This is a genomic window from Achromobacter deleyi, assembly GCF_902859705.1.
Classification (GTDB): domain Bacteria; phylum Pseudomonadota; class Gammaproteobacteria; order Burkholderiales; family Burkholderiaceae_B; genus Achromobacter; species Achromobacter deleyi.
The window spans coordinates 37,468-60,044 of the sequence record NZ_CADIJO010000022.1 but is presented as its reverse complement, the minus strand read 5'-3'; the positions used below and the strand labels follow the sequence as shown (position 1 = coordinate 60,044).

Below are 22,577 nucleotides of genomic sequence, written 5' to 3'. Positions count from 1 at the left end.
GCTTTGCCTGGGTAGCTTGATCGAAAAATCCCCGCCGGGCGCGAGCCAGGCGGGGATTTTCCATTTGGGGCCCGGATTTGCGGGGTTGGCCTCTTCGGCCTGACGCGGGCTCCAGTGTCGCGCGTGCCTCGCCGGTACGGCATATCGCCGGGCGAAGCGGGGCCAGTCCGGCCCCCCCCCCCGCTTCGCCCTAGCCCTTCAGCTTTGCCAGCACCTGCTCTGCCCTGGGCAGCGGATTCACCGCGCCATATCCCAGCGTCGACAGTGCGGCCGCCACGTTCGCGTAGCGGACCGCATCCACCCAGTTGTCGCCCTGGCAGCGGCGGGCCAGCAGGCTGCCGGCGAAGCAGTCGCCGGCGCCGGTGGCGTCCACGGCGTCCACGCGCAGCGCGGCGATCGGGGTGCGGGTCTTGCCGTCGTCGATGATCGAGCCGTCCTTGCCCAGTTTCAGTACCACCACGCCGGTGGCGCCCGCGTCGCGGATCCAGTCCAGCGTACGTTCGGGGTCGTCGTTGCCGGTCAGGTGCTGCATGTCGTCCATGCTCGGCAAAAACAGGGTCGCATGGCAGAGGGCCTCGCGCAGCGTTGCGCGGGCACGGTCCAGCGGCCACAGGCGCAGGCGCAGGTTGGAATCCAGGCTGACCTCGACGCCGGCCGCGCGGGCGCGGGCCATCGCGGCGAAGACGGTGTCGCAGGCGCTGGTGCTGATCGCCAGGCTGATGCCGGAGACGTGCAGGAAACGGGCGCGTTCGATCTGGCCGCCGGCCAGGCTGGCGGGCGTCATCAGGCTGGCGGCCGAGCCGCGGCGCAGGTAGCTGAAAGCGTGGCCGTCGGGGCCGTGTTGCACGAAATACAGGCCCGTGTGGGCCGAGGCGTCGACCTCGACGCCTGATGTGTCCACCCCTTCGGCCAGCCACAGCGCCAGGAACTGGGCGCCGAACGTGTCGTCGCCCACCCGCGTCAGGTAGGCGCAGCGCGCGCCCTGGCGCGCCGCCGCGATCACCGCGTTGGACGTGTCGCCGCCGAACCCTTGCAGGTATTGCAGCTGATCCTTGTGGGTCTGGTTCAGTTCGACCAGTGGTTCGCCCAGCGCGACGATATCGAAATCAGCCATGGGCGGCCTCGCGCGTGCGGGTGATCTGCGCCACCAGCGCCGCCGTGTCGCGGGCGGCGAAGGCGGCCTTGTCGTACAGGTTGCTGCCGATGCCGACCAGGCCGGCGCCGGCCGCGAAATAGGTGTTCATGTTTTCGGCCGTAATGCCGCCCGTGGGGCAGAACACCGTGTCCGGGTACACCGACTTCAACGCGGCCAGGTGCTTGGGGCCGCCCGTGTCGGCCGGGAACACCTTCACCACGTCCACGCCCGCGCGGCGTGCGGCCAGCACTTCGGTGGGCGTGAAGGCGCCGAGCAGGCACAGGGCGTCGGCGGCGTGGGCCATGTCCACGATGTCCGTGGCCAGGGCCGGCGACACCAGGAAGTCGGCGCCGGCCACCAGGGCCTCGCGTGCCTGTTCTTCATTCAATACCGTGCCCACGCCCAGCAGCAGGTTGGCGCCGTGCTTGTCGCGCAGCGCGCGCACCAGATCGGTCACGCCCGGAATGGTCCAGGTCAGTTCCAGCGTGGTGCAGCCGGCGGCCACGGCCACTTCGGCCGCATAGGCGGCGGTGGCGGCGTCGGTGTAGCGCAGCACGGGCACGACCCGGGCGGCCAGCAGGGCGGCGAGCTTTGAAGCAAGGGGAGCAGCGGTCATGGATTTCCTCGGGGACGGGGGTCGTTCAGGCGCCGCCGGACGGCACGGGCAGCACGGCGAGTTTGGCTGAGGCGGCATCGCGCAACCGCAGCAGGGGTTCTATATAGGCGGATTGCGGGTCGGCGCGGCGGCGGAACAGCAGCGTGCTGACGCTGACGCAGGCCACCGGCTGGCCGGCGGCGTCGCGCAGCGCCACGCCGTAGCAGGCGATGCCGGGCTCGTTTTCCTCGTTGTCCAGGGCGTAGCCGCGCGCGGCCGTGTCGGCCAGCGCCGCGCGCAGGGCCGGCAGCGTCGACAGCGTGCCGGGCATGCGGGATGCCAGCGGCAGGTCGCGCAGCAGGCGCTCGCGCGCCGGCTCGGGCAGCGCCGCCAGGTAGGCCTTGCCCACCGCGCTGGAGTGCAGCGCCACGGCCGCGCCCACGCGCGAGGCCATGCGCACCGGGCCGGGGCTTTCGAGCTTGTCGATGTAGATCATTTCGGCGCCGGCCGGCACCGCCAGGTGCACGGTTTCGCCGGTTTCGTCGCGCAGGGCCTGCAAGTCGGCCGACAGCGCGGCGCGCAGGTCGAACTGCGACCAGGCGCGGCTGGCCAGCGCCAGCAGGCGTGGCCCCAGGCGGTAGGCGCCGTCGGTTTCGGCCACCATGCCTTGCTCGGCCAGCGCCGCCACGATGCGGTAGGCGGTGGGCCGGGGATAGCCGCAGCTGCGCGCCAGCGCGGCCGCCGTGGGCGGGTGCGGGGCGTCGGCCACCGCCTGCAGCACCGTCATGAACTTGGCGAACGCCGCAGCGCCCGCCACCTTGGTTTCCGACACGACCACCCCCATGTTGGGAAGATGCCCAGCGTTAACAATGCTTATGCAGAATGCGCAAGGCAAACCGCGCGAATATCAGACGAATCTGCGATACTGTTTATTTGTACAGCAGCTGAGCGCGTGATTGACCACATTGTGGACTCATGCCTCACTATATAGGCAATTATTCCACATCGCCGCGCCCGGAACCAGCGACAGGTCGTCGTCCCGGCAGGCCCCCTCCCTCAGGCTACGATACCGTCCATGAGCTCCCAAATCCGCATCGTTGGCGCCCGCCAGAACAATCTCAAGAACCTGGACCTGACCATCGCCACCGGCGAATTGGTTGTCGTGACCGGTGTATCGGGGTCCGGCAAAAGTTCGCTGGCCTTCGACACGCTGTACGCCGAGGGACAGCGCCGCTACGTGGAAACCTTCTCGCCCTATGCGCGCCAGTTCCTGGACCGCATGGACAAGCCGCAGGTGGACCGCATCGAAGGCATCCTGCCGGCCATCGCCATCGATCAGACCAACCCGGTGCGCAGCTCGCGCAGCACGGTCGGCACGATGACCGAGCTGAACGACCACGTGAAACTGCTGTTCGCGCGCGGCGCCCGGCTGCACTGCCGCGGCTGCGGCAAGGTGGTGCGGCGCGACACGCCCGATTCCATCTACCACTCGCTGGCCGAACGCTCGGCCGTCGCAGGCGACCCGCGGCTGGTGGTGACCTTCCCCATCGCCGTGCCCGCCAACTTCACCGAAGACGAAGTACGCGGCTTCCTGGAGCAGCAGGGCTACACCCGCGTGCACGCCGAGGAAACCGCCGTGCCGCGCGCCACCGCCGCGGCCAAGGGCGCAAAGAAGGGCAAAGGCAAGGCAAAGGCCGACACCGACGAGCGCCGCATCCTGCATGTCATCCAGGACCGCTTCCGCTTTGCCGGCACCGAACGCGAACGCGTGATGGAAGCGCTGGACACCGCCCTGCGCATGGGCGCCGGCCACCTGGCGGTGTACGTGATGGACGCCGAGGGCGCCGATGCGCACATCTGGAAATACAGCGACCGCCTGCACTGCGCCGACTGCAACATCGAATACACCGACCCGCTGCCCAGCAGCTTCTCGTTCAATTCGCCGTTGGGCGCCTGCGAGGCCTGCCGCGGCTTCGGCCGCGTGATCGGCATCGACTTCGGCCTGGTCATCCCCGACGAAAACAAGACCCTGCTCGAAGGCGCCATCAAGCCCTGGACCACGCCGTCGTACAAGGAATGCCAGGACGAGCTGCAGAAGTACGCGCCGCGCGCCGGCATCCCGCTGGGGGTGCCCTGGAAGAGCATGAGCGAAGAGCACAAGCGCTGGGTGCTCTACGGCACGCCCGACTGGAAGGGCGGCAACGATGCCTGGAAGCACCAGTGGTACGGCGTGCAGCGCTTTTTCGATTGGCTCGAGACCAAGTCGTACAAGATGCACGTGCGCGTGCTGCTGTCGAAATACCGCAGCTACACGCCCTGCCCCACCTGCAATGGCGCGCGCCTGAAGCCCGACGCGCTGCTGTGGCGCCTGGGCACCAAGGAAGAAGCCGACACCGTGCTGCCGCCCGACGACGGCCGCTACAAGCGTTTCATGCCGGTGGGCGCCAACTGGACCCGGCCGCAGCTGGACGCCATGGACGGCCTGTCGGTGCATGACGTCATGCTGCTGCCCATCGAGCGCGTGCGCACGTTCTTCGACAAGCTGTCGTTCTCGGGCGCGCTGGACGCGGCCACCGATCTGCTCATGACCGAAGTGCGCGCCCGCCTGAAGTTCCTGTGCGACGTCGGCCTGGGCTACCTGACGCTGGACCGCCAAAGCCGCACGCTGTCCGGCGGCGAGGTGCAGCGCATCAACCTGACCACCGCGCTGGGCACGTCGCTGGTGAACACGCTGTTCGTGCTGGACGAGCCGTCCATCGGCCTGCACCCGCGCGACATGCATCGCGTGGTCGAAGTGATGCACCGCCTGCGCAATGCCGGCAACACGCTGGTGGTGGTCGAACACGACCCGCAGGTCATGGTGGCCGCCGACCGCATCATCGACATCGGCCCCGGCCCGGGCGAACGCGGCGGCAACATCGTGTTCGACGGCACGCCGGCGCAACTGCGCGCGGCCAACACGCTGACGGGCAACTACCTGGGCGGCCGCCAGCGCGTCGAAGCGCCGCGCCCCATGCCGGTCGCGGCCAATACGCCGCGCCTGCTGCTCGAAGGCGTCAGCGCGCACAACCTGAAGAACGTCTCGGTCGAACTGCCGCTGGGCCGGCTGGTCTGCGTGACCGGCGTGTCCGGCTCGGGCAAGTCCACACTGGTGCAGGACGTGCTGTACCCCGCCCTGCTCAAGCAGAAGGGCAAGCCGTCCGAAGCGCCGGGCGCGTTCGAACGCTTGCTGGGCGCCGAACAGATCGCCGACGTCGTGATGGTGGACCAGACCCCCATCGGCAAGACCGCGCGGTCCAACCCGGCCAGCTACGTGGGCGCGTTCGACGCGATCCGCAAGCTGTTCGCCCAGGCCCCGCTGGCGCGTGAACGCGCCTACACGGCAGGCACCTTCAGCTTCAACGGCGGCGACGGCCGCTGCCCCACTTGCGGCGGCACCGGCTTCGAACACGTCGAAATGCAGTTCCTGTCCGACGTCTACCTGCGTTGCCCGGACTGCGACGGCAAGCGCTTCCGCCCCGAAGTGCTGGAAGTGCGCGTCGAACACCTGGGCAAGAGCGCCTCGATCGACGAGGTGCTGGAAATGACCGTCAGCGAGGCGCTGGAATTCTTCAAGGGCCTGCGCGACGTGCAGACGGGCCTGGCGCCGCTGGCCGACGTCGGCCTGGAATACGTGCGGCTGGGCCAGCCCGTGCCGACCCTGTCCGGCGGCGAGGCGCAGCGGCTCAAGCTGGCCGGCCACCTGGCCGAGGCCGCGCGCAGCGGCATCTCGACGGCCAAGGTCGCCAAGAAGGGCAGCCTGTTCCTGTTCGACGAACCCACCACCGGCCTGCACTTCGACGACGTGGCGCGCCTGATGCGCGCCTTCCGCAAGCTGCTGGCCGCCGGCCACACGCTGCTGGTCATCGAGCACAACCTGGACGTCATCCGCGCGGCCGACTGGCTGATCGACCTGGGCCCCGAAGGCGGCGACGCCGGCGGCCTGGTGCTGGGCGTGGGTACGCCGCAGGACCTGATGGCCAACCCGGCCTCGCACACCGGCGCCGCGCTGCGCGACTACGAAGTCAGCATCCTGCCGGCCGACGTGGTGGTGACCAGCGACGCCGACGCCCAGGAAGTCGAACAGGCCGGCCTGACCGCCCGCATCGCCGAGCCGGCCGCCGCCTATGGCGCGGGCGAAGGCACGCCGCTGCAGTCGGTGATGCGCAAGCGCCGCCAGGACAATATGTCCATCGAGATCCGCAACGCGCGCGAGCACAACCTGAAGAACATCAGCGTCGAGATTCCGCGCGACAAGTTCACGGTGATCACCGGCGTGTCGGGTTCGGGCAAGTCGACCCTGGCCTTCGACATCCTGTTCAACGAGGGCCAGCGCCGCTACCTGGAGTCGCTCAACGCCTACGCCCGCGCCATCGTGCAGCCGGCCGGCAAGCCGGACGTGGACGCCATCTTCGGCATTCCGCCCACGGTGGCGATCGAGCAGCGCACCAGCCGCGGCGGCCGCAAGTCGACCGTGGCCACGATGACCGAGATCCATCACTTCCTGCGCCTGCTGTACGTGAAGCTGGGCACACAGTACTGCCCCGACTGCAACGTGGCGGTGGAACCGCAGAATGCCGACCAGATCGTGGCGCGCCTGCTGCGCGACCACAAGGGCGAGCACATCGGCCTCCTGGCGCCGCTGGTGACCGCGCGCAAGGGCTACTACACCGACCTGGCCAAGTGGGCCGGGTCCAAGGGCCACACGCACCTGCGGGTCGACGGCGAATTCATTGCCGTCGCGCCGTGGCCGCGCCTGGACCGCTACAAGGAACACACCATCGAACTGCCGGTGGCCGACGTGGTGGTCGACCCCGCCAACGAGGCCGACCTGCGCGCCGCGGTCAAGAGCGCATTGGAAAACGGCCAGGGCGTGATGTCGGTGGTGTGGCCCGTGAACAAGCTGCACGAAGCGCTGAACAGCGAATTGCAGCAGCAGCACTTCTCGGTCAAGCGCGCCTGCCCGTCTTGCGGCACCAGCTTCCCCGAACCCGATCCGCGCCTTTTCTCGTACAACTCCAAGCACGGCTGGTGCACCGGCTGCTTCGGCACCGGCCTGCAGCTGCAAGGCTTCGACGAAGAACAGACCGGCGAGGAAACCGCCTGGAACGCCTGGTACGAAGGCGAGGCCAAGGCCTGCACCCAGTGCGACGGCCAGCGCCTGAACCGGGTCGCCCGCGCGGTGCGCTGGCGCGACAAATCCATCGCCGAACTGGCCTCGCTGCCGGTGTCGGACGCGCATACCTTCTTCACGGGCCTGGTGGCGCGCGGCCGCGAAGGCGAGATCGCCCGCGACATCCTGACCGAAATCCGCGGCCGCCTGAATTTCATGCAGGAAGTGGGCCTGAACTACCTGGCGCTGGACCGCGCCGCGCCGACGCTGTCGGGCGGCGAAGCGCAGCGCATCCGCCTGGCGGCGCAGCTGGGGTCCAACCTGCAGGGCGTCTGCTACGTGCTGGACGAACCCACCATCGGCCTGCACCCGCGCGACAACCGCATCCTGCTGGACGCGCTGGCGCGCCTGGAAGGCAACGGCAACACGCTGGTGGTGGTCGAGCACGATGACGACACCATCCGCCGCGCCTCGCACATCATCGACATCGGCCCGGGCGCCGGCATCCGCGGCGGCCGCGTGGTCGCCCAAGGCACCGCGCAGGACCTGATCGACGCCCCCGAATCCGTCACCGGCCGCTACCTGGCCAAGCCGCTGCAGCATCCGCTGCAGGGCCGCCGCCCGGTCGAGGCCGACACGCCCATGATCGAGATCAAGGGCGCGCGCCTGCACAACCTGCGCAGCGTCGACGCCAAGATCCCGGTGGGCCGCTTGAGCGTCGTCACCGGCGTGTCGGGTTCAGGCAAGTCGACCCTGGCGCGCGAAGTGCTGCTGGACAACCTGATGCAGGCCGTCTCGCAGGGCAAGGCGCCCGGCTGGGCCGGCTGCGAAAGCATCAAGGGCTGGGAAGCGATCGACCGCGTGCTGGAAGTGGACCAGACCCCCATCGGCAAGACGCCGCGCTCGTGCCCGGCCACCTACGTCGGGTTCTGGGACGACGTGCGCAAGCAGTTCGCCGATACCCGCGAGGCCCGCATGCGCGGCTGGACGGCGGCGCGCTTCTCGTTCAATACCGGCGACGGCCGCTGCCCGATCTGCGAAGGCCAGGGCATGCGCACCATCGAAATGAACTTCCTGCCCGACGTGAAGGTGCCGTGCGATGCCTGCAACGGCGCGCGCTTCAACAACGACACGCTCAGCGTGCAGATGCGCGGCAAGAACGCCGGCGAATTGCTGGCCATGGAAGTGGACGATGCCATCGGCTATTTCGCGGCGCACCCGAAGATCCACCGCCCCCTGCAACTGATGCAGGACGTCGGCCTGGGCTACCTGACGCTGGGGCAGCCGTCGCCCACGCTGTCCGGCGGCGAGGCCCAGCGCATCAAGCTGGTGACCGAGCTGTCCAAGGCGCGCCTGACCGACGGCCTGATCAAGACCGGGCGCGCCTCGCGCATTCCGCACACGCTGTACGTGCTGGACGAACCGACGGTGGGCCTGTCGATGGCCGACGTGGAGAAACTGATCCACGTGCTGCATCGCCTGGTCGAAGCCGGCAACACCGTGGTGGTCATCGAGCATAATCTCGACGTCATCGCCGAAGCCGACTGGCTGCTGGACCTGGGCCCCGAAGGCGGCACGGGCGGCGGCAAGCTCGTGGGCCAGGGATCGCCGGAACACGTCATGGCCCAAAGCGCCCAATCGCACACCGGACGGGTCCTGGCGGAGTTCCTCGCACAACAATAAAGAGCGTCATGCATTGTCGTTTTGAAGACCGGCTGGCCGGCCGCGCCCTGCGGCTGGACGGCCTGCTGGCCCGCATCGAGGCGCGCGCGGCGGCCGAGGTCGGCCCCGCGCTGGCCGCCATCGACGCGGCTCGCGGCCAGGGCCATTGGGTGGCCCTGCTGCTGGATTACGAACTGGGGGAGTGGCTGCTGCCCGAGGCCACCCGGCCCGCGCCCGCCGGCCCCTGGACGCCGCCGCGCGACGACGGCGCGGCGCGCCTGACCGCGCTGGTGTTCGAACGCAAGATCGACGAAGTGCCGTGGGATGTCCCTGCGGCCAACAGCGCCCCCGCCGCCCTCAGCATTCCGGCGCCGCGCATGCTGGAAGCCGACTACGTGCGCCAGATCGACGCCATCCGCGGCCTGATCGCCGACGGCGAGCTCTACCAGGTCAACTACACCCAGCCGCTGGACCTGCAATACCAGGGCGACGCGGCCACGCTGTACCGCCGCATCGCCGCGCGCAATCCCGTCGCGCACGCCGCCTTCATCCAGGACGGTGCACGCACGGTGCTGTCGTTTTCGCCCGAATTGTTCGTGGCCCGCCGCGGCCCGCAACTGACCACCCGGCCCATGAAAGGCACGGCGCCGCGCCACGCCGACCCGGGCGAAGACGCCCGGCTGGGCCAGGCGCTCTTGGCCAGCGACAAGAACCGCGCCGAAAACCTGATGATCGTCGACCTGCTGCGCAACGACCTGGGCCGCCTGGCCGAGCCGGGTTCGGTCAAGGTCGATGCCCTGTTCTCGCTGGAACGCTACCCCACCGTCTGGACCATGACGTCGACCGTGTCGGCCCAGGCCCCCGGCGCCACGCTGGAAGACGTGCTGCGCGCGCTGTTCCCGTGCGGCTCGATCACCGGCGCGCCCAAGGTGGCCGCCATGCGCCGCATCCGCCAGATGGAAGCGGCGCCGCGCGGCCTGTACTGCGGCAGCATCGGCTGGCTGGCGCCGGACGGCGATTTCTCGCTGAACGTGGCGATCCGCACGCTGGTGCTGGATGCCGCGGGCCACGGGGTCTACAGCGTGGGCGGCGGCATCGTGCACGATTCGGACCCGGCCGAGGAATGGCAGGAATGCCACTGGAAGGCCCGCATATTGCGCGCCTGAATGCGCAAGCGACGCGGGCAGAGTAGGATAGAGCGCGGCCCCGCCCGCCGCTGTCCGCCGCCGTCCGCCGATACCCAGGAGCCCCCATGCAACCCGAACTGATCGAGACCATCCTGGTCGATGCCGAGCGCCGCGTGCCGCTCTTGACGCGCCATCTGCAACGGCTGGAACAGTCCTGCAAGGCGCTGGGCTACACCTGGGGCGGGCGCACGGTCGAAAGCGACATCATGATCGCGGCGCTCAGCCTGGTCACGCCGGGCGCGCACCGCCTGCGCCTGCTGGTCGCGCGCGACGGCAGCCGCCACATCCAGACCGCCGTGCTGCCGCCCCTGCCCGCCGTGCAGGAAATCATGCTGGCGCCCGAGGCGCTGCGCTCGTCCGAACCGCTCTTGCGCTACAAGACCACCTACCGGCCCTGGTACACCAAGACCATCGAATGGCTGCCCGCGCATCCGCATATTTTCGACCTGGTCTACCTGAACGAGCGCGGCGAGCTGTGCGAAGGCAGCCGCAGCAACGTCTACCTGCGGCTGGACGGCGACTGGTACACCCCGCCGGTGGACAGCGGCTGCCTGCCCGGCGTGCAGCGTGGCGAACTGTTGGATAACGGCAATGTGACCGAACGCGTGCTGACCCTGGCCGACCTGCACGCCGCCGACGAGATCCGCCTGTCCAACGCCCTGCGCGGCTGGTTCGACGTGACGCTGCGCGAAGCCTGACGCCGCCTGGCGCGGGACAGCGCCGATTGCCAAACCGGCAAGGCTGACGAATAATTGATACTCATTCTTATCTATTGTTCGGCGTCGGCAGCGTCCCATCGTGTTTCCTTCTTCTTGCGCGGCATCCCCCAACGTTGAAACCCTGTACAGCGACCACCATGGCTGGCTGCAGGAATGGCTGCGCCGGCGGCTGGGCAATGCCTTCGATGCCGCCGACCTGGCGCAGGACACTTTCCTGCGGGTGCTGCGCACGCTGGAACCCATCCGCGAACCGCGCGCCTACCTGACCACCATCGCCCACGGCCTGGTGGTGAACCACTGGCGCCGCCAGGACCTGGAACGCGCCTACCGCGAGACGCTGGCCACGGTGTCCGACACCCTGGCCCCGTCGCCCGAGGAAGGCGCGCTGCTGCTCGAAGCCCTGTGCGAGCTGGACGCGCTGCTGAACCAGCTGAACCCCAAGGCCCGCGCGGCCTTCCTGCTGGCGCACCTGGACGGCTACACCTACCTGGAGATCGCGGCGCGGCTCGACGTGTCCGAACGCATGGTCAAGAAGTACATGGCCCAGGCGATGCTGCACTGCCTGACCGCCGGCCAGGCGCTGGGACCGGGCACGCCATGAGCGCCACGGGCGCGCCGCCCAGTTTCCAGGTACTGCAGCAGGCGGCTGAATGGTTCGCCGTGCTGGGCGCGCCGGCCGTCGATGCCCAGGCGCACCAGCGCTGGCGCCAGTGGCTGGACGCCGACCCCGCCCACCAGCAGGCCTGGCGCCAGGTCGAGGCCATCAGCGGCAAATTCCTGAACGTGCCCGGCGGCAACAAGCCCATGGCCCATCGGCTGCTGGATGCCGCCGCGGCCGGCCAGGCGCGCCGCCGCCAGGCGCTGAAGATGCTGACGCTGCTGTGCGGCGTCGGCCTGGGCAGTTGGGGCGCGTCGCAAGCCGTGCCCTGGCGGCGCTGGACGGCCACGCACCATACCGCCCTGGCCGAACGCCGCGAAGTCCGGCTGGCCGATGGCGGCAGCGTCTGGCTCAATACCGACAGCGCGATCGACGTGGACTACGGCCCCGGCCTGCGCCGCATCCGCCTGGTGGCCGGCGAAATCCTGGTCACCACCGCGCCCGACATCCAGACGCCCGCGCGGCCCTTCGTGGTCGATACCGCCCAGGCCCGGCTGCGGGCGCTGGGCACCCGCTACAGCGTCTACCAGGAAGACGACGCCAGCGTCGTCGCGGTGTTTGACGGCGCGGTGCAGGTCGAACCGGTGACGCCGGGCGCGGCGGGCGGCATCCTGCATGCCGGCCAACAGGCCCGCATCACGCGTGCCGGCCACGTCGCTGCCGAGCCCGCGGCCCTGGCCCGCCGTTCGTGGGCCGACGGGCTGATCGTCGCCGAGAACATGCGGCTGGGCGACTTCGCGGCCGAACTGTCGCGCTACCGGCGCGGCCACCTGGGCTGCGACCCCGCGATTGCGGACCTGCGCATCGTGGGCACCTATGCCACCGCCGACACCGACCAGGTGCTGGCGACCCTGGAAAACACGCTGCCCGTGCGCGTGCGCCGGACGCTGCCGTGGTGGGTGGTGCTGGAAGGCCGCTGAGGGGCCGAAAAAAGCCGACAGGAAACGGCGACAAAGGGGCTGGCCGATTCTTTTTGCGCGAAGGCGTCGCCGAGGTTCCCTTTTTCGCGTCGTGGATTGGCATACGGGGTGAAACCACCCATTTCTCCCTTCCAGACCGGGCCGTACCATGCACATGCCTTCCCCTTCCCGCCGACGCGCCGCCGTCCGCCTGCCCGCCGCCACGGCCGCCGCCACACTGATCGGCCTGGCCCTGCCCGGCGCGGCCCCCGCCCAGACGCCAAACGCCCCCCAGGCCACCCAGGCCGCCGCCGAGCGCGACTACGACATTGCCCCCGGCGAACTCAGCCGCGTGCTGACCGAATTCGCCGTGCAGGCCAGCATCCAGGTCTCGGTCGAGGCGGCGCTGACTGCCGGCCGCCAGAGCCCGGGCCTGCGCGGCCGGCAATCCGCCTGGTCGGGCCTGAACGCGCTGCTGGCCGGCACCGGCCTGCAGCCGGCGCGGCGCGGCAACGCCTACACCATCGTTCCCGCGGCCAATGCCGATGCGGTAACGCTGCCGGGCATCACCGTGCAGGGCAGCGCCACGGCCGCCCTGCAACAGGACGGCCTGGCCAGCGACGGCTACCGCGCCAGCACCGTATCCGCCGCCGGCGCGCTGGGCGGCATGGAGCTGCGCAACGCCCCCTACACCTTCAACGTCATTCCCCGCGAACTGCTGCAGAACGTGCAGGCGCAGTCGCCCGACGACGTCTACAAGATCAACCCGTCCACCCTGACGCAGGTACCGCAACTGGCCGGCTGGGCGCCGATGGTCAAGATCCGCGGGTTCAACAGCTACGACCGCGCGGAAGATGGCCTGCGCCACGCCTACGGCTTTGCCGCCTCGCTGGAAGACAAGGAACGCGTCGAAGTGCTGAGCGGGCTGTCCGGTTTTCTGTATGGCGCGGCCTCGCCCGGCGGCATGGTCAATTACGTGAACAAGCGCCCCACCCCCGACCGGTACAACAGCATCACCGTGGGCACCTATGGTGCCAGCCAGGCCTATGTGCATGGCGACTTCGGCGGCCCCATCGACGACAACGGCAAGGTCGGCTATCGCGTCAACCTGGTGCGCCAGAACGGCGACACCGCCGTGGACGACCAGAAGATCGACCGCACCCTGGCCAGCCTGGCGCTGGATTTCAACGTGACCGACCGCTTCAAGCTCGAACTCGGTGCGTCGTACAGCGACTACAAGATGCGCTCGCCCACGGCCTACTGGTTCTTTGGCGACGGCGTGCCCCGCCCCAAGGCCATGGATTCGAGCAAGGACTGGAGCCAGCCGTGGATCCGCGACGAGACCCAGAGCCGCAAATGGATGGCGCGCATGACCTACGAGGCCAGCGACCACCTGACGCTGCGCGTGGCCCATCTGCGCGAATACCAGGACCGCCCGATCCAGTACCACACCATGAACTCGGTGCAGGAAGCCGGCGAATACTCGCAACTGCGGCAAAAGGTGGGGCCGACCAAGACCGAGTCCGAGGCCTGGCAGGCCCTGGCCGACCTGTCGTTCAACACCGGCCCGCTCGGTCACAAGGTCACCTTGGGCTACTACGGCTACATGGACCGGCAGTGGCAGACCACCTACTTCCCGCACACCGGTTACGTCGGCCCCTACAGCCTGGACCGCCCGACTCACGTGCCTGAACCGCAGTGGCCGTCCGACGCCTCCGCCCGGATGTACTACGCCAGCCGCATCCGCAACGACAACTTCATGATCGGCAACCTGGTGCGCTTCAATGAACAGTGGTCCGCCCTGGTCGGCATCAACCGCAGCACCATCAAGTCGATGGAACGCAACGCCGAGGGCCTTGCCGGCCAGCCCGACTACGACCGCGGCCGCAACTCGCCCAACGCGTCCCTGATCTACGCGCCCACGGTCTGGCTGACGACCTACGCCACCTATATCGAAGGCCTGGAGCAAGGCGGCGTCGCGCCCGACGAGGCGGTCAACCGCCTGCAGGTGCTGCCGCCCATGCGCAGCAAGCAGCGCGAACTGGGCATCAAGGCCGAACTGGGCGGCGTGCTGGTCAGCAGCGCGCTGTTCGATATCGAAAAGGCCTACGAATATTCCAACGATGCCAACGTGTACGTGCAGGACGGCATCCAGCGCCACCGCGGCGCGGAAATATCGGCGGTGGGCAAGCTGACCGAGGCCTGGACCGTCATGGGCGGCGCAACGTGGCTGACCGCCCGCGTGGAAGGCAGCGCCAACGACGGCAACGCGCCGATCAACGTGCCCAAGTTCATGGCCAAGCTGTATTCCGAATACGCCCTGCCGTTCGCGCCGGGCCTGAGCGTGACGGGCGGGGTCTATCACGTCGGCAAGCAATGGGCCACGGACACCAACAGCAGCCGGCTGCCCTCGTACACCACGTTCGACCTGGGCCTGCGCTACGCCACCAAGGTGACCGGCCGCCCCGTGACGCTGCGCCTGAACGTCAACAACGTCGCCAACCGCAATTACTGGCTCAACAGCTACTACCTGGGCAATCCGCGCAACGTCGCTCTGTCGGCGCAGATGCAGTTCTAGGCGCGCGGCCGGCACCGGCACACCGGAAAGCCCGCCGATGCAGGCCGCTTTCCGGTTGCCGCCTTCCTATTTTGCCGTCCACTAGTCCGCGAACTGCTCCACCACCACCTGCCGCAGCCATTGATTGGCCGGCTCGCGATGGTTGCGCGCGTGCCAGAAGACATTGATGACGGACTCCGGAATCTTCACCGGACAGGGCGCGGTGGCCAGGCCGAAGGGCTTACAGGCGCAATCGGCAAAGCGCTGCGGCACCACCGCGATCATGTCGGTGGCCTGCAGCACCGGCCCCACCGCCATGAAATGCGGCACCGTCAGCCGCAGGCGGCGGCGGATGCCCGCCCGTTCGATCACCTGGTCCACCACGCCGTGGCCGGTGCCTTCGGACACGATGCCCACGTGCTCGGCGGCGCGAAACTGCTTGGCCGACACGCCGCCGCGCGCCAGCGGATGGTCCTGCCGGAAGATGCACACATAGGGCTGGCGAAACAGCCGGCGCTGAAAGAAGCCTTGCTTCAAACCCGGCAGAAAGCCCATCGCCAGGTCGATCCGCCCGCGCTCCATCTCGTCCTTCACGTCGATCGACGTCGTGCGCACGGTGCGGATGGTGACGCCCGGCGCCGCGCCATCCAGCGCCCGCATCAGCCGCGGCAGGAAATAGGTTTCGCCCACGTCATTCACGCCAATGACGAAGGCCCGCTCGCTATGCGCCGGGTCGAACAAGGTACGCGCATTCAACGTGCCGTGCAGCGCCCCCAACGCATCGGCAATGGGCTGCGCCAACGCTTCGGCATACGGCGTGGGCACCATGCCGCGCGAGGTCCGCAGGAACAGCTCGTCGCCCAGCAGCTTGCGCAGCCTGCCCAGCGCATTGCTGACCCCCGGCTGCGAAATGCCCAGGTTGCGCGCCACTGCCGACACCCGGCCGTGCTTGCATAGTTCATTGAAGACGACCAGGAGGTTCAGGTCCATGTCTTGCAGGTTCATGCGCTTGTCTCCACCAATATTGATTTTGGTGATTGTTGTCATCATCCAGATTCTATTTATTTATTCCACGCCCTGGCCGAAGATGCAACAAACGCCGCGCCCATGTCGCGCGGCCCCTGCCCGGCCGCACGGCGGCCACGGATGAAGGAGACAAACCATGCAAGCCTGGCCGGCCGACGGCACCCACCGCATTCCCTTCGGCGTCTACACCGACGCCGCCGTGCACCAAAAGGAACTGGACCGCTTCTTCTACCAAGGCCACTGGAACTACGTCGGCCTGGAAGCCGAAATCCCCCACCCCGGCGACTTCAAGCGCACGGCCGTGGGCGAGCGGTCCGTCATCCTGCTGCGCGACAACGACGGCCAGGTACGGGTGGTGGAAAACGTCTGTGCGCACCGCGGCGTGCAGTTCTGCCGCGAACGCTCGGGCAACCGCAGCGAATTCGTCTGTCCCTACCACCAGTGGAATTACGACCTGCAGGGCAACCTGATCGGCGTGCCCTTTCGCCGCGGCGTCAAGCAGGACGGCCGCGTCAACGGCGGCATGCCGCCGGATTTCAAACCCGAGGAACACGGCCTGACCAAACTGGCCGTGGCCTGTCGCAACGGCGTCGTCTTCGCCTCGTTCGACCACGACGTCGAGCCGCTGGAAGACTACCTGGGCCCCGACATCCTGCACTACTTCGACCGCGTCTTCGACGGCCGCCAATTGGTGATCCACGGCTACAGCCGCCAGCGCATTCCCGGCAACTGGAAGCTGATGCAGGAGAACATCAAGGACCCTTACCACCCCGGCCTGCTCCACACCTGGTTCGTCACCTTCGGCCTGTGGCGGGCCGACAACCGGTCCGAACTGAAAATGGACCGCCACTTCCGCCACGCCGCCATGATCTCGACGCGCGGCCAGGGCGGCAAGGGCAGCGTCACCAGCGGCGTATCCAGCTTCAAGGAACAGATGTCGCTGAACGACGACCGCTTCCTGGACATCGTGCCCGAACCCTGGTGGAACGGCCCCACGGCGGTGCTGATGACGCTGTTTCCCAGCGTCATCATCCAGCAGCAGGTCAATTCACTGTCGACCCGCCACATCCAGCCCGTCGGCCACGACGCCTTCGATTTCGTCTGGACGCACTTCGGATTCGCCGACGACACGCCCGAGATGACCCAGCGACGCCTGCGCCAGGCCAACCTGTTCGGCCCCGCCGGTTTCGTGTCGGCCGACGACGCCGAGGTGATCGAGTTTTCGCAGTCCGGCTTCCAGCAAAAGCCCTGGCACCGCAGCGTGGCCGAACTGGGCGGCAAGACCGCCGAGAACACCGACCACATGGTGACCGAAACGCTGATCCGCGGCATGTACGCCTACTGGCGCCGCGTGATGGAAGGGGAGGCCTGATGATGCTGGAATTTCCGCTGTACTACGCGCTGACCCGGCTGTACACCGACTACGCCGCCGTGCTGGACGCCGAACAATGGGACCAGTGGCCCGACTTCTTCCTGGAAGACTGCACCTACAAAGTGCTGCCCCGCGAAAACCACGAACGCGGCTACCCCCTGGCCACGATGTCCTTCGAAAGCCGCGGCATGCTGCGCGACCGCATCTACGGCGCCACCGACACCATCTTCCACGACCCCTACTACCAGCGCCACGTGGTCGGCGCCCCCCGCGTCCTGTCGGTCGCCGGCGACCGGATCGAATCCGAAGCCAACTACGCCGTCTTTCGCACCAAGCCCAACCAGCTCACCACCGTCTACAACGTAGGCCGCTACCTGGACGTCATCCGCCAGACCCCGGATGGCCTGAAATTCGAATCAAGACTGTGCATCTTCGACAGCGAGCTGATTCCGAATTCGTTGATCTATCCCATCTGACAGAACAGACACGCCATGACAACCCAATGGATCAAAGCCATCCCGCTGGCCGACGTACCCGATGAAGACGTGATCGCCGTGCAAGCCGGCGACCACGAAATCGCGCTCTACGGCGTCGAAGGCAGCGTCTACGCCACCGCCAACCTCTGTACCCACGGCAACGCCCGCCTGTGCGACGGCTTCCTGACCGGCCACGAAATCGAATGCCCGCTGCACCAGGGCCGCTTCGACGTCAGAGACGGCCGCGCCCTCTGTTCGCCGCTACGCGACAACCTGGCGACCTACCCCGTCAGAATCGAAGATGGCATGGTGTTCGTAGCGCTGTAGCAAGACAGCCGAACCATCCCATGCCCAAGGCGGCGCCCCACTGGCGCCGCCAATCAGCCCAACGCCAGGCGCAAGGCCTCATTGGCCGCCGCCATCCCCATGGCGGCCGTCACGGTCACGACAGACCCATACCCCGCACAAGACAACCCCTGCGGCGCAGCCGCTTGCGCGGCCACCCCCATGTCGTCGTCCATCTCGCCGGCCCGCGTCCATGCATCCGGCAAGATCGCCGGCTGATCGAACCACAGCGCATGCACCCCCATCTTGGGCACCCGCTTCAAGGCCTTGCCGTTCTTGTCCGACGCCCGGGGAAACCCATGCTCACGCCGCAGCTTGTTGCGCAACTTGGACAACAACGCATCATTCACCGCCGCCGACAGATCCCCCGCCCGCAACGCCAGCGGGTCCGTCTTGCCCCCCGCCCCGCCACACAGCAACATGGGCACACCCAACGCCCGCGCATGCAAGATCATCGCAATCTTGGCCGCCGCCTGATCGGTACAGTCAATGATGACGGTATAGGGCCCAGGCAAGACCTCGCCGACATTCTCAGGCGACACAAAGTCATCCACCCGCGTCAACCGGCAAGCCGGATTGATCCCCAACACCCGCTCGGCCATGGCATCCACTTTGGACTGCCCCACGGTATCGGTCAGCGCATGAATCTGCCGATTGACGTTGGACTCCGCAATATGGTCCAGATCAATCAGGGTCAACGCCCCAATCCCGCAACGAGCAAGCGCTTCCACGGTCCAAGAGCCCACGCCGCCCAGGCCGGCAACGGCAATGTGAGCATCTTGAAAACGTTTCGGAGCGTCGGGGCCGTAAAGGCGTGACAGGCTGGAGAAGCGGCGGTCGAGGTCGACAGGATCTTGGGGGTTCATGGGACGTATTTTATATGGGGCGGGGTGCGGGTACTTAAGCCACGGCGCGGATACCGTGGATTCCAACAAAGTTTCCAGCGCCCGATGGGCGGCGCGCGAGAAAGTCGCCATGCACAAACCAGTATGTGCCGCGCCGCCCATCACCGCCCCCCCCCAACCGCGCAGAACCACTAGAAACGCAATCACCAACAGCGCGAAGCGCCACCGCCACACAGTCAGCAACACGAATGCCAAACGTGGCCGCCCGCGCGGCCGCGGCTTGGCGACCCCGCAGATTCCATTCCCCGCACACAGGTCTAGCAGCGCAACGAACCGAGACACGCGTAGCCCGGCGCGGGGGTGGCTTGCGGAGTGGGCAACCTCGATGCGCCCGAGGGAATCTGAAGGGAGCCGAAGGCGGACGAAGATGACGAAGGGGAAGTCCGGAGCGAAGGCTCCGGACCGCAATCGTGGGCACCCACTCCGCAAGCCACCCCCGCGACGGGCGACCTACGAAGAACTCCCCGCCACCAGCAAACCAAAAACCACAAAAGTAGAAAACCTACTCCACATTCGTAGCAGAAACAGAATCATCCCCACCCAACGCCTGATAAACCTTCACCTGATTAACCAACCGATTCAACACATTCTCATCCCGAGCAATCTCCGCCCCCCGCCGCTTCTCCTGCGCATCCAACCAAAACCGCAACGACACAGACCCCGCCCGATACCGGACTTCATACAGCCGCTCAGCCTCCCGAGCCGCCTTCAACGATGCCTCAAGCTGCTCCCCCTGCACCCGCAGCTGCGTCCGATTCGACAACGCATTTTCCACATCCGCCATCGCCTGATAAAGAGATTGCCTGAACGTCACCACCCGTTCATCGAACTCCGTCCGCGATACTTTCAGATTCAGCCCCAGCCGGTTCCACTGCAGGAATGGCAGCGTCACCGCCGTCGTCAGCGCCCCCACCGGATTTTGCAGAATGTTCGACAGCGTCGGGCTGCTCGTTCCCAGCGAGCCCGTCAGCGTCAGCGTCGGATAGAAACTTGCCCGCGCCGCGTCCACATTCGACAGCGCCTCGCGCAGACGAAGTTCCGCCGCCCGCAGATCCGGCCGGCGTCCCAGCAGCTCTGCCGGCACGCCTGCCCGCGCCTCGGGCAACGGATATTGCGGCAGCCGCGGCGGATCTGCCATCGTGCGGTCCGGCGGGCCGTCGAACAGAATCGTCAGCGCATTCACGTATTCCACATGTTGCTGCACCAGCAGCGCGTGCGCCGCCTGCTGGCTTGCCACCGTCTGCTCCGCTTCCGCCATTTCCAGCGCCGACGCCCCGCCCGCTGCATATTGCGCCCGCACCAGGTCCTGCGTCCGGCGTGCATACGCAATGCTTTCCAGGCTGCTCGCAATGCGTTGATTGATGAACGCCGTCTGCCAATACAGCGTCGCCGTCGTGCCCACCAGCGACAGCGCCGAACTCTGGCGGTCCTGCTCGCTCGCCAGCGCTTCCCAGTCGGCCGCATCGCGCTGGCGCGACAGCTTGCCCCACAGGTCCACCTCGTAGCCGATCGACAGCTCCGTGCCGTTCGTGCGGGTGATTGCGCGGTCGCCGTAGAAATTGCGTGAGCGGGTCACGCTGGCGTTGCCCGTCAGTTGCGGAATCAGCTGGTCTTCGGCCAGGCCCGCCTGGTATTGCGCCCGGCGTACCCGGATCGCCGCGGCGGCCAGGTCGTTGTTGCGCGCCAGCGCGCCTTCCACCAGTCCAATCAACACCGGGTCATTGAAATTGCGCCACCACGCCCCGCCATCCGCCAGCGCCGCGGCCGGCGCCATCGGGGCTGTCGCATCGGACGCATAGGTCCAGGCCGCCGGGGCGCGCGTCTCGGGGGCCTGGTACTCGGTCTTGAGCAGGCCACCGCAGCCCGACAGGGCCAGCGCCAAGGCCAGCGCGGCGGGTTTGTAGATCAGGGAAACTGCTTTCATCGTCCTCATTCCCGGGCCAAGGCCTCGACGGGATCCAGGCGCGCCGCATTGCGCGCCGGTAAATAGCCGAACAGCACGCCGATCAGCGTCGAGCACGTGAATGCCGCCACCATCGACGCCGTCGAATAGATCATGCGGAACGAGCCGCCCGTGGCTTTGGCCACCAGCACGCCCAGGCCCAGCGACAGCGCGATACCCACCGCCCCGCCGATCAGGCACACCAGCACCGCCTCGATCAGGAACTGCTGCATGATGTCGCTGCGGCGCGCGCCCACCGCCATCCGCACCCCGATTTCCCGGGTGCGCTCGGTGACCGACACCAGCATGATGTTCATCACCCCGATGCCGCCCACCATCAGCGAAATCAGCGCAATCAGCGACACCAGCAGCGTCATCGTCGCCGTCGTGCGTTCGATCGTCTTGCGGATCGCGTCCGTGTTGAACACGAAGAAATCCTTCACCACGTGGCGGCGCAGCAGCACCCGGGTGATCGCCTGCTCGGCCGCGGCCGGCGGCGACGCATCGTTCACGCGCACCGTGATGCTTTTCAAATGCTGCTGGCCCAGCACGCGCGACAGCGCCGTGGTGTAGGGAATCCAGACGTTCAGCGTTTCGTTGTTGCCGAAGACCGTGTCGTTCTTCTTGGTCACGCCGATCACGCGGGCCGGCATCGCGCCCAGGAACACGATCTGGCCGATGGCATCGGTGTGCGAGCCGAACAGCGCCTTGCGGGTGCTTTCGTCGATCACCACTTCCTGCGCGCGGCGGGCCACGCTGGTGGCGTCGAAGAACTTGCCCTGCGCCAGCTTGACGTTGCGGACCCGGAAATATTGCTCGCCCACGCCCTGGATCGAACCGTTCACCGCCACGTTGCGATAGCGCAGCGTGCTGCTGGTGGAGACTTCCGGCGTCACGCTGTCCACGTACGACTCGCGGGCCAGCGCATCGGCGTCGGCCGGCACCAGCGTGCGGATGTTGACGGCCTTTTCGTCGCCGAAGTCCTTGCCCGGAAACACCTCGACCGTATTGGTGCCGATCTCGCTGATGTCTTCCAGGATCTTCTGGCGCGAGCCCTCGCCCAGCGCCACCACCGACACCACCGCCGCGATGCCGATGATGATGCCCAGCATGGTCAGCGAGGTGCGCAGGCGGTGCGCGTTCATGGCCAGCAACGCCATGCGCAGGGCCTCGCCGCACCGGTCCAGGTAGGCCTGCCAGCCAGGCCGCGGCGGCAGCGGCGCGGCGTCTTCGCGCTCGGCCAGCACGCGCGGCGCATCGGGGTTGCGCTTGTCCGACACGATCTCGCCGTCGCTGATCTCGATGATGCGTTGCGCGTGGCGCGCCACGTTCATGTCGTGCGTGACCAGAATGATGGTGTGGCCGGCCGCGTTCAGTTCTTCCAGGATGCGCAGCACTTCCTGGCCCGTGTGCGTGTCCAGCGCGCCGGTCGGTTCGTCCGCCAGGATGATGTCGCCGCCGTTCATCAGCGCACGCGCGATACTCACGCGCTGCTGCTGGCCGCCCGACAGCTGCCCGGGGCGGTGGCCGGTGCGGTCGCCCAGGCCCAGGCGCCGCAACAGTTCGGCGGCGCGTTCCAGCCGGGCCTCGCGGCGCTTGCCGGCATAGACGGCCGGCACCTCGACGTTGCCCTGCGCCGTCAGGTCGGACAGCAGGTGATAGCGCTGGAAAATGAAGCCGAAGTGTTCGCGGCGCAGTTCGGCCAGTTCGTCCGGGTCCAGCTCGCCGGTGCTGCGGCCATCCACGCGGTAGTCGCCGCTGGTGGGGCGGTCCAGGCAGCCCAGGATGTTCATCAGGGTCGACTTGCCCGAGCCCGACGCGCCGACGATGGCCACCATTTCCCCGGCCTCGATGGTCAGGTTGATGTCCTTGAGCACGGCGATGGTCTGCTCGCCCGCGGGAAACTCGCGGCGGACCCCGGCCAGCGAAATAAGCGGTCCGGCCATC

The 22,577-nt window shown here is 67.8% G+C and carries 16 protein-coding genes; 9 read left to right on the top strand and 7 right to left on the bottom strand.

Going from position 1 to position 22,577, the window contains the following annotated elements; translation table 11 throughout:
* Positions 1-190: 190 nt before the first annotated feature.
* Genes HV798_RS24815 through HV798_RS24805 form a run of 3 tightly spaced genes read right to left on the bottom strand, consistent with a single transcriptional unit; the run spans position 191 to position 2,574 of the window.
* Entirely contained in the window at positions 191-1,114 is a 924-nt protein-coding gene (locus tag HV798_RS24815) for a sugar kinase (protein WP_175190786.1), read from the bottom strand.
* Positions 1,107-1,751 carry a bifunctional 4-hydroxy-2-oxoglutarate aldolase/2-dehydro-3-deoxy-phosphogluconate aldolase gene (locus HV798_RS24810; RefSeq protein WP_175190785.1) on the bottom strand — a complete coding sequence of 215 codons (645 nt, stop codon included), beginning with the start codon at positions 1,749-1,751 and terminating at the stop codon, positions 1,107-1,109. The genes HV798_RS24815 and HV798_RS24810 overlap by 8 nt, the downstream gene beginning before the upstream one ends.
* 25 nt (positions 1,752-1,776) lie before the next feature.
* Positions 1,777-2,574: an IclR family transcriptional regulator gene (locus HV798_RS24805; RefSeq protein ID WP_175190784.1), complete on the bottom strand. Its 798-nt coding sequence runs from the start codon at positions 2,572-2,574 to the stop codon at positions 1,777-1,779.
* 231 nt (positions 2,575-2,805) lie between these two features.
* On the opposite strand from HV798_RS24805, the gene uvrA reads away from it, so the two are divergent.
* The 6 genes from uvrA to HV798_RS24775 all read left to right on the top strand — a co-directional run bounded on the left by uvrA (position 2,806) and on the right by HV798_RS24775 (position 14,585).
* Entirely contained in the window at positions 2,806-8,565 is a 5,760-nt protein-coding gene (uvrA, locus tag HV798_RS24800) for an excinuclease ABC subunit UvrA (protein ID WP_175190783.1), read from the top strand.
* A gap of 8 nt (positions 8,566-8,573) precedes the next feature.
* Positions 8,574-9,710: an aminodeoxychorismate synthase component I gene (locus tag HV798_RS24795; protein ID WP_175190782.1), complete on the top strand. Its 1,137-nt coding sequence runs from the start codon at positions 8,574-8,576 to the stop codon at positions 9,708-9,710.
* A gap of 86 nt (positions 9,711-9,796) precedes the next feature.
* The gene (locus tag HV798_RS24790) at positions 9,797-10,429 is read left to right on the top strand and encodes an aminotransferase class IV family protein (RefSeq protein ID WP_025136769.1); all 633 of its coding nucleotides are present in this window, start codon (positions 9,797-9,799) and stop codon (positions 10,427-10,429) included.
* 100 nt (positions 10,430-10,529) lie between these two features.
* A complete protein-coding gene (locus HV798_RS24785) occupies positions 10,530-11,051 on the top strand; it encodes a sigma-70 family RNA polymerase sigma factor (protein ID WP_025136768.1) in 522 nt (173 codons plus the stop codon).
* The gene (locus HV798_RS24780; RefSeq protein ID WP_246289112.1) at positions 11,048-12,028 is read left to right on the top strand and encodes a FecR domain-containing protein; all 981 of its coding nucleotides are present in this window, start codon (positions 11,048-11,050) and stop codon (positions 12,026-12,028) included. Before HV798_RS24785 ends, HV798_RS24780 begins: the two co-directional genes overlap by 4 nt.
* A 154-nt stretch (positions 12,029-12,182) precedes the next feature.
* Positions 12,183-14,585: a TonB-dependent siderophore receptor gene (locus tag HV798_RS24775; protein WP_246289110.1), complete on the top strand. Its 2,403-nt coding sequence runs from the start codon at positions 12,183-12,185 to the stop codon at positions 14,583-14,585.
* Positions 14,586-14,666: 81 nt separating this feature from the next.
* Here the strand turns inward: HV798_RS24775 and HV798_RS24770 are convergent, their stop codons facing one another.
* A complete protein-coding gene (locus HV798_RS24770) occupies positions 14,667-15,569 on the bottom strand; it encodes a LysR family transcriptional regulator (protein ID WP_175190780.1) in 903 nt (300 codons plus the stop codon).
* A 157-nt stretch (positions 15,570-15,726) separates the two neighbouring features.
* On the opposite strand from HV798_RS24770, the gene HV798_RS24765 reads away from it, so the two are divergent.
* Genes HV798_RS24765 through HV798_RS24755 form a run of 3 tightly spaced genes read left to right on the top strand, consistent with a single transcriptional unit; the run spans position 15,727 to position 17,765 of the window.
* A complete protein-coding gene (locus HV798_RS24765; protein WP_175190779.1) occupies positions 15,727-16,962 on the top strand; it encodes an aromatic ring-hydroxylating dioxygenase subunit alpha in 1,236 nt (411 codons plus the stop codon).
* Positions 16,963-16,964: 2 nt separating this feature from the next.
* On the top strand, positions 16,965-17,438 hold the full coding sequence (locus HV798_RS24760; RefSeq protein WP_175191105.1) for an aromatic-ring-hydroxylating dioxygenase subunit beta: 474 nt from the start codon (positions 16,965-16,967) through the stop codon (positions 17,436-17,438).
* A 15-nt stretch (positions 17,439-17,453) separates the two neighbouring features.
* A complete protein-coding gene (locus tag HV798_RS24755; protein WP_025136762.1) occupies positions 17,454-17,765 on the top strand; it encodes a non-heme iron oxygenase ferredoxin subunit in 312 nt (103 codons plus the stop codon).
* A 53-nt stretch (positions 17,766-17,818) separates the two neighbouring features.
* Here HV798_RS24755 and HV798_RS24750 read toward each other — a convergent pair whose 3' ends face one another.
* The 3 genes from HV798_RS24750 to HV798_RS24740 all read right to left on the bottom strand — a co-directional run bounded on the left by HV798_RS24750 (position 17,819) and on the right by HV798_RS24740 (position 22,576).
* Positions 17,819-18,649, bottom strand: a complete 831-nt coding sequence (locus tag HV798_RS24750; RefSeq protein WP_175190778.1) for a tRNA threonylcarbamoyladenosine dehydratase — start codon at positions 18,647-18,649, stop codon at positions 17,819-17,821.
* Positions 18,650-19,190: 541 nt separating this feature from the next.
* Complete coding sequence (locus HV798_RS24745; protein WP_175216583.1) at positions 19,191-20,612, bottom strand: efflux transporter outer membrane subunit; 1,422 nt, start codon at positions 20,610-20,612, stop codon at positions 19,191-19,193.
* 5 nt (positions 20,613-20,617) lie between these two features.
* On the bottom strand, positions 20,618-22,576 hold the full coding sequence (locus HV798_RS24740) for a MacB family efflux pump subunit (protein ID WP_175190777.1): 1,959 nt from the start codon (positions 22,574-22,576) through the stop codon (positions 20,618-20,620).
* Between the last annotated feature and the right edge of the window lies 1 nt (position 22,577).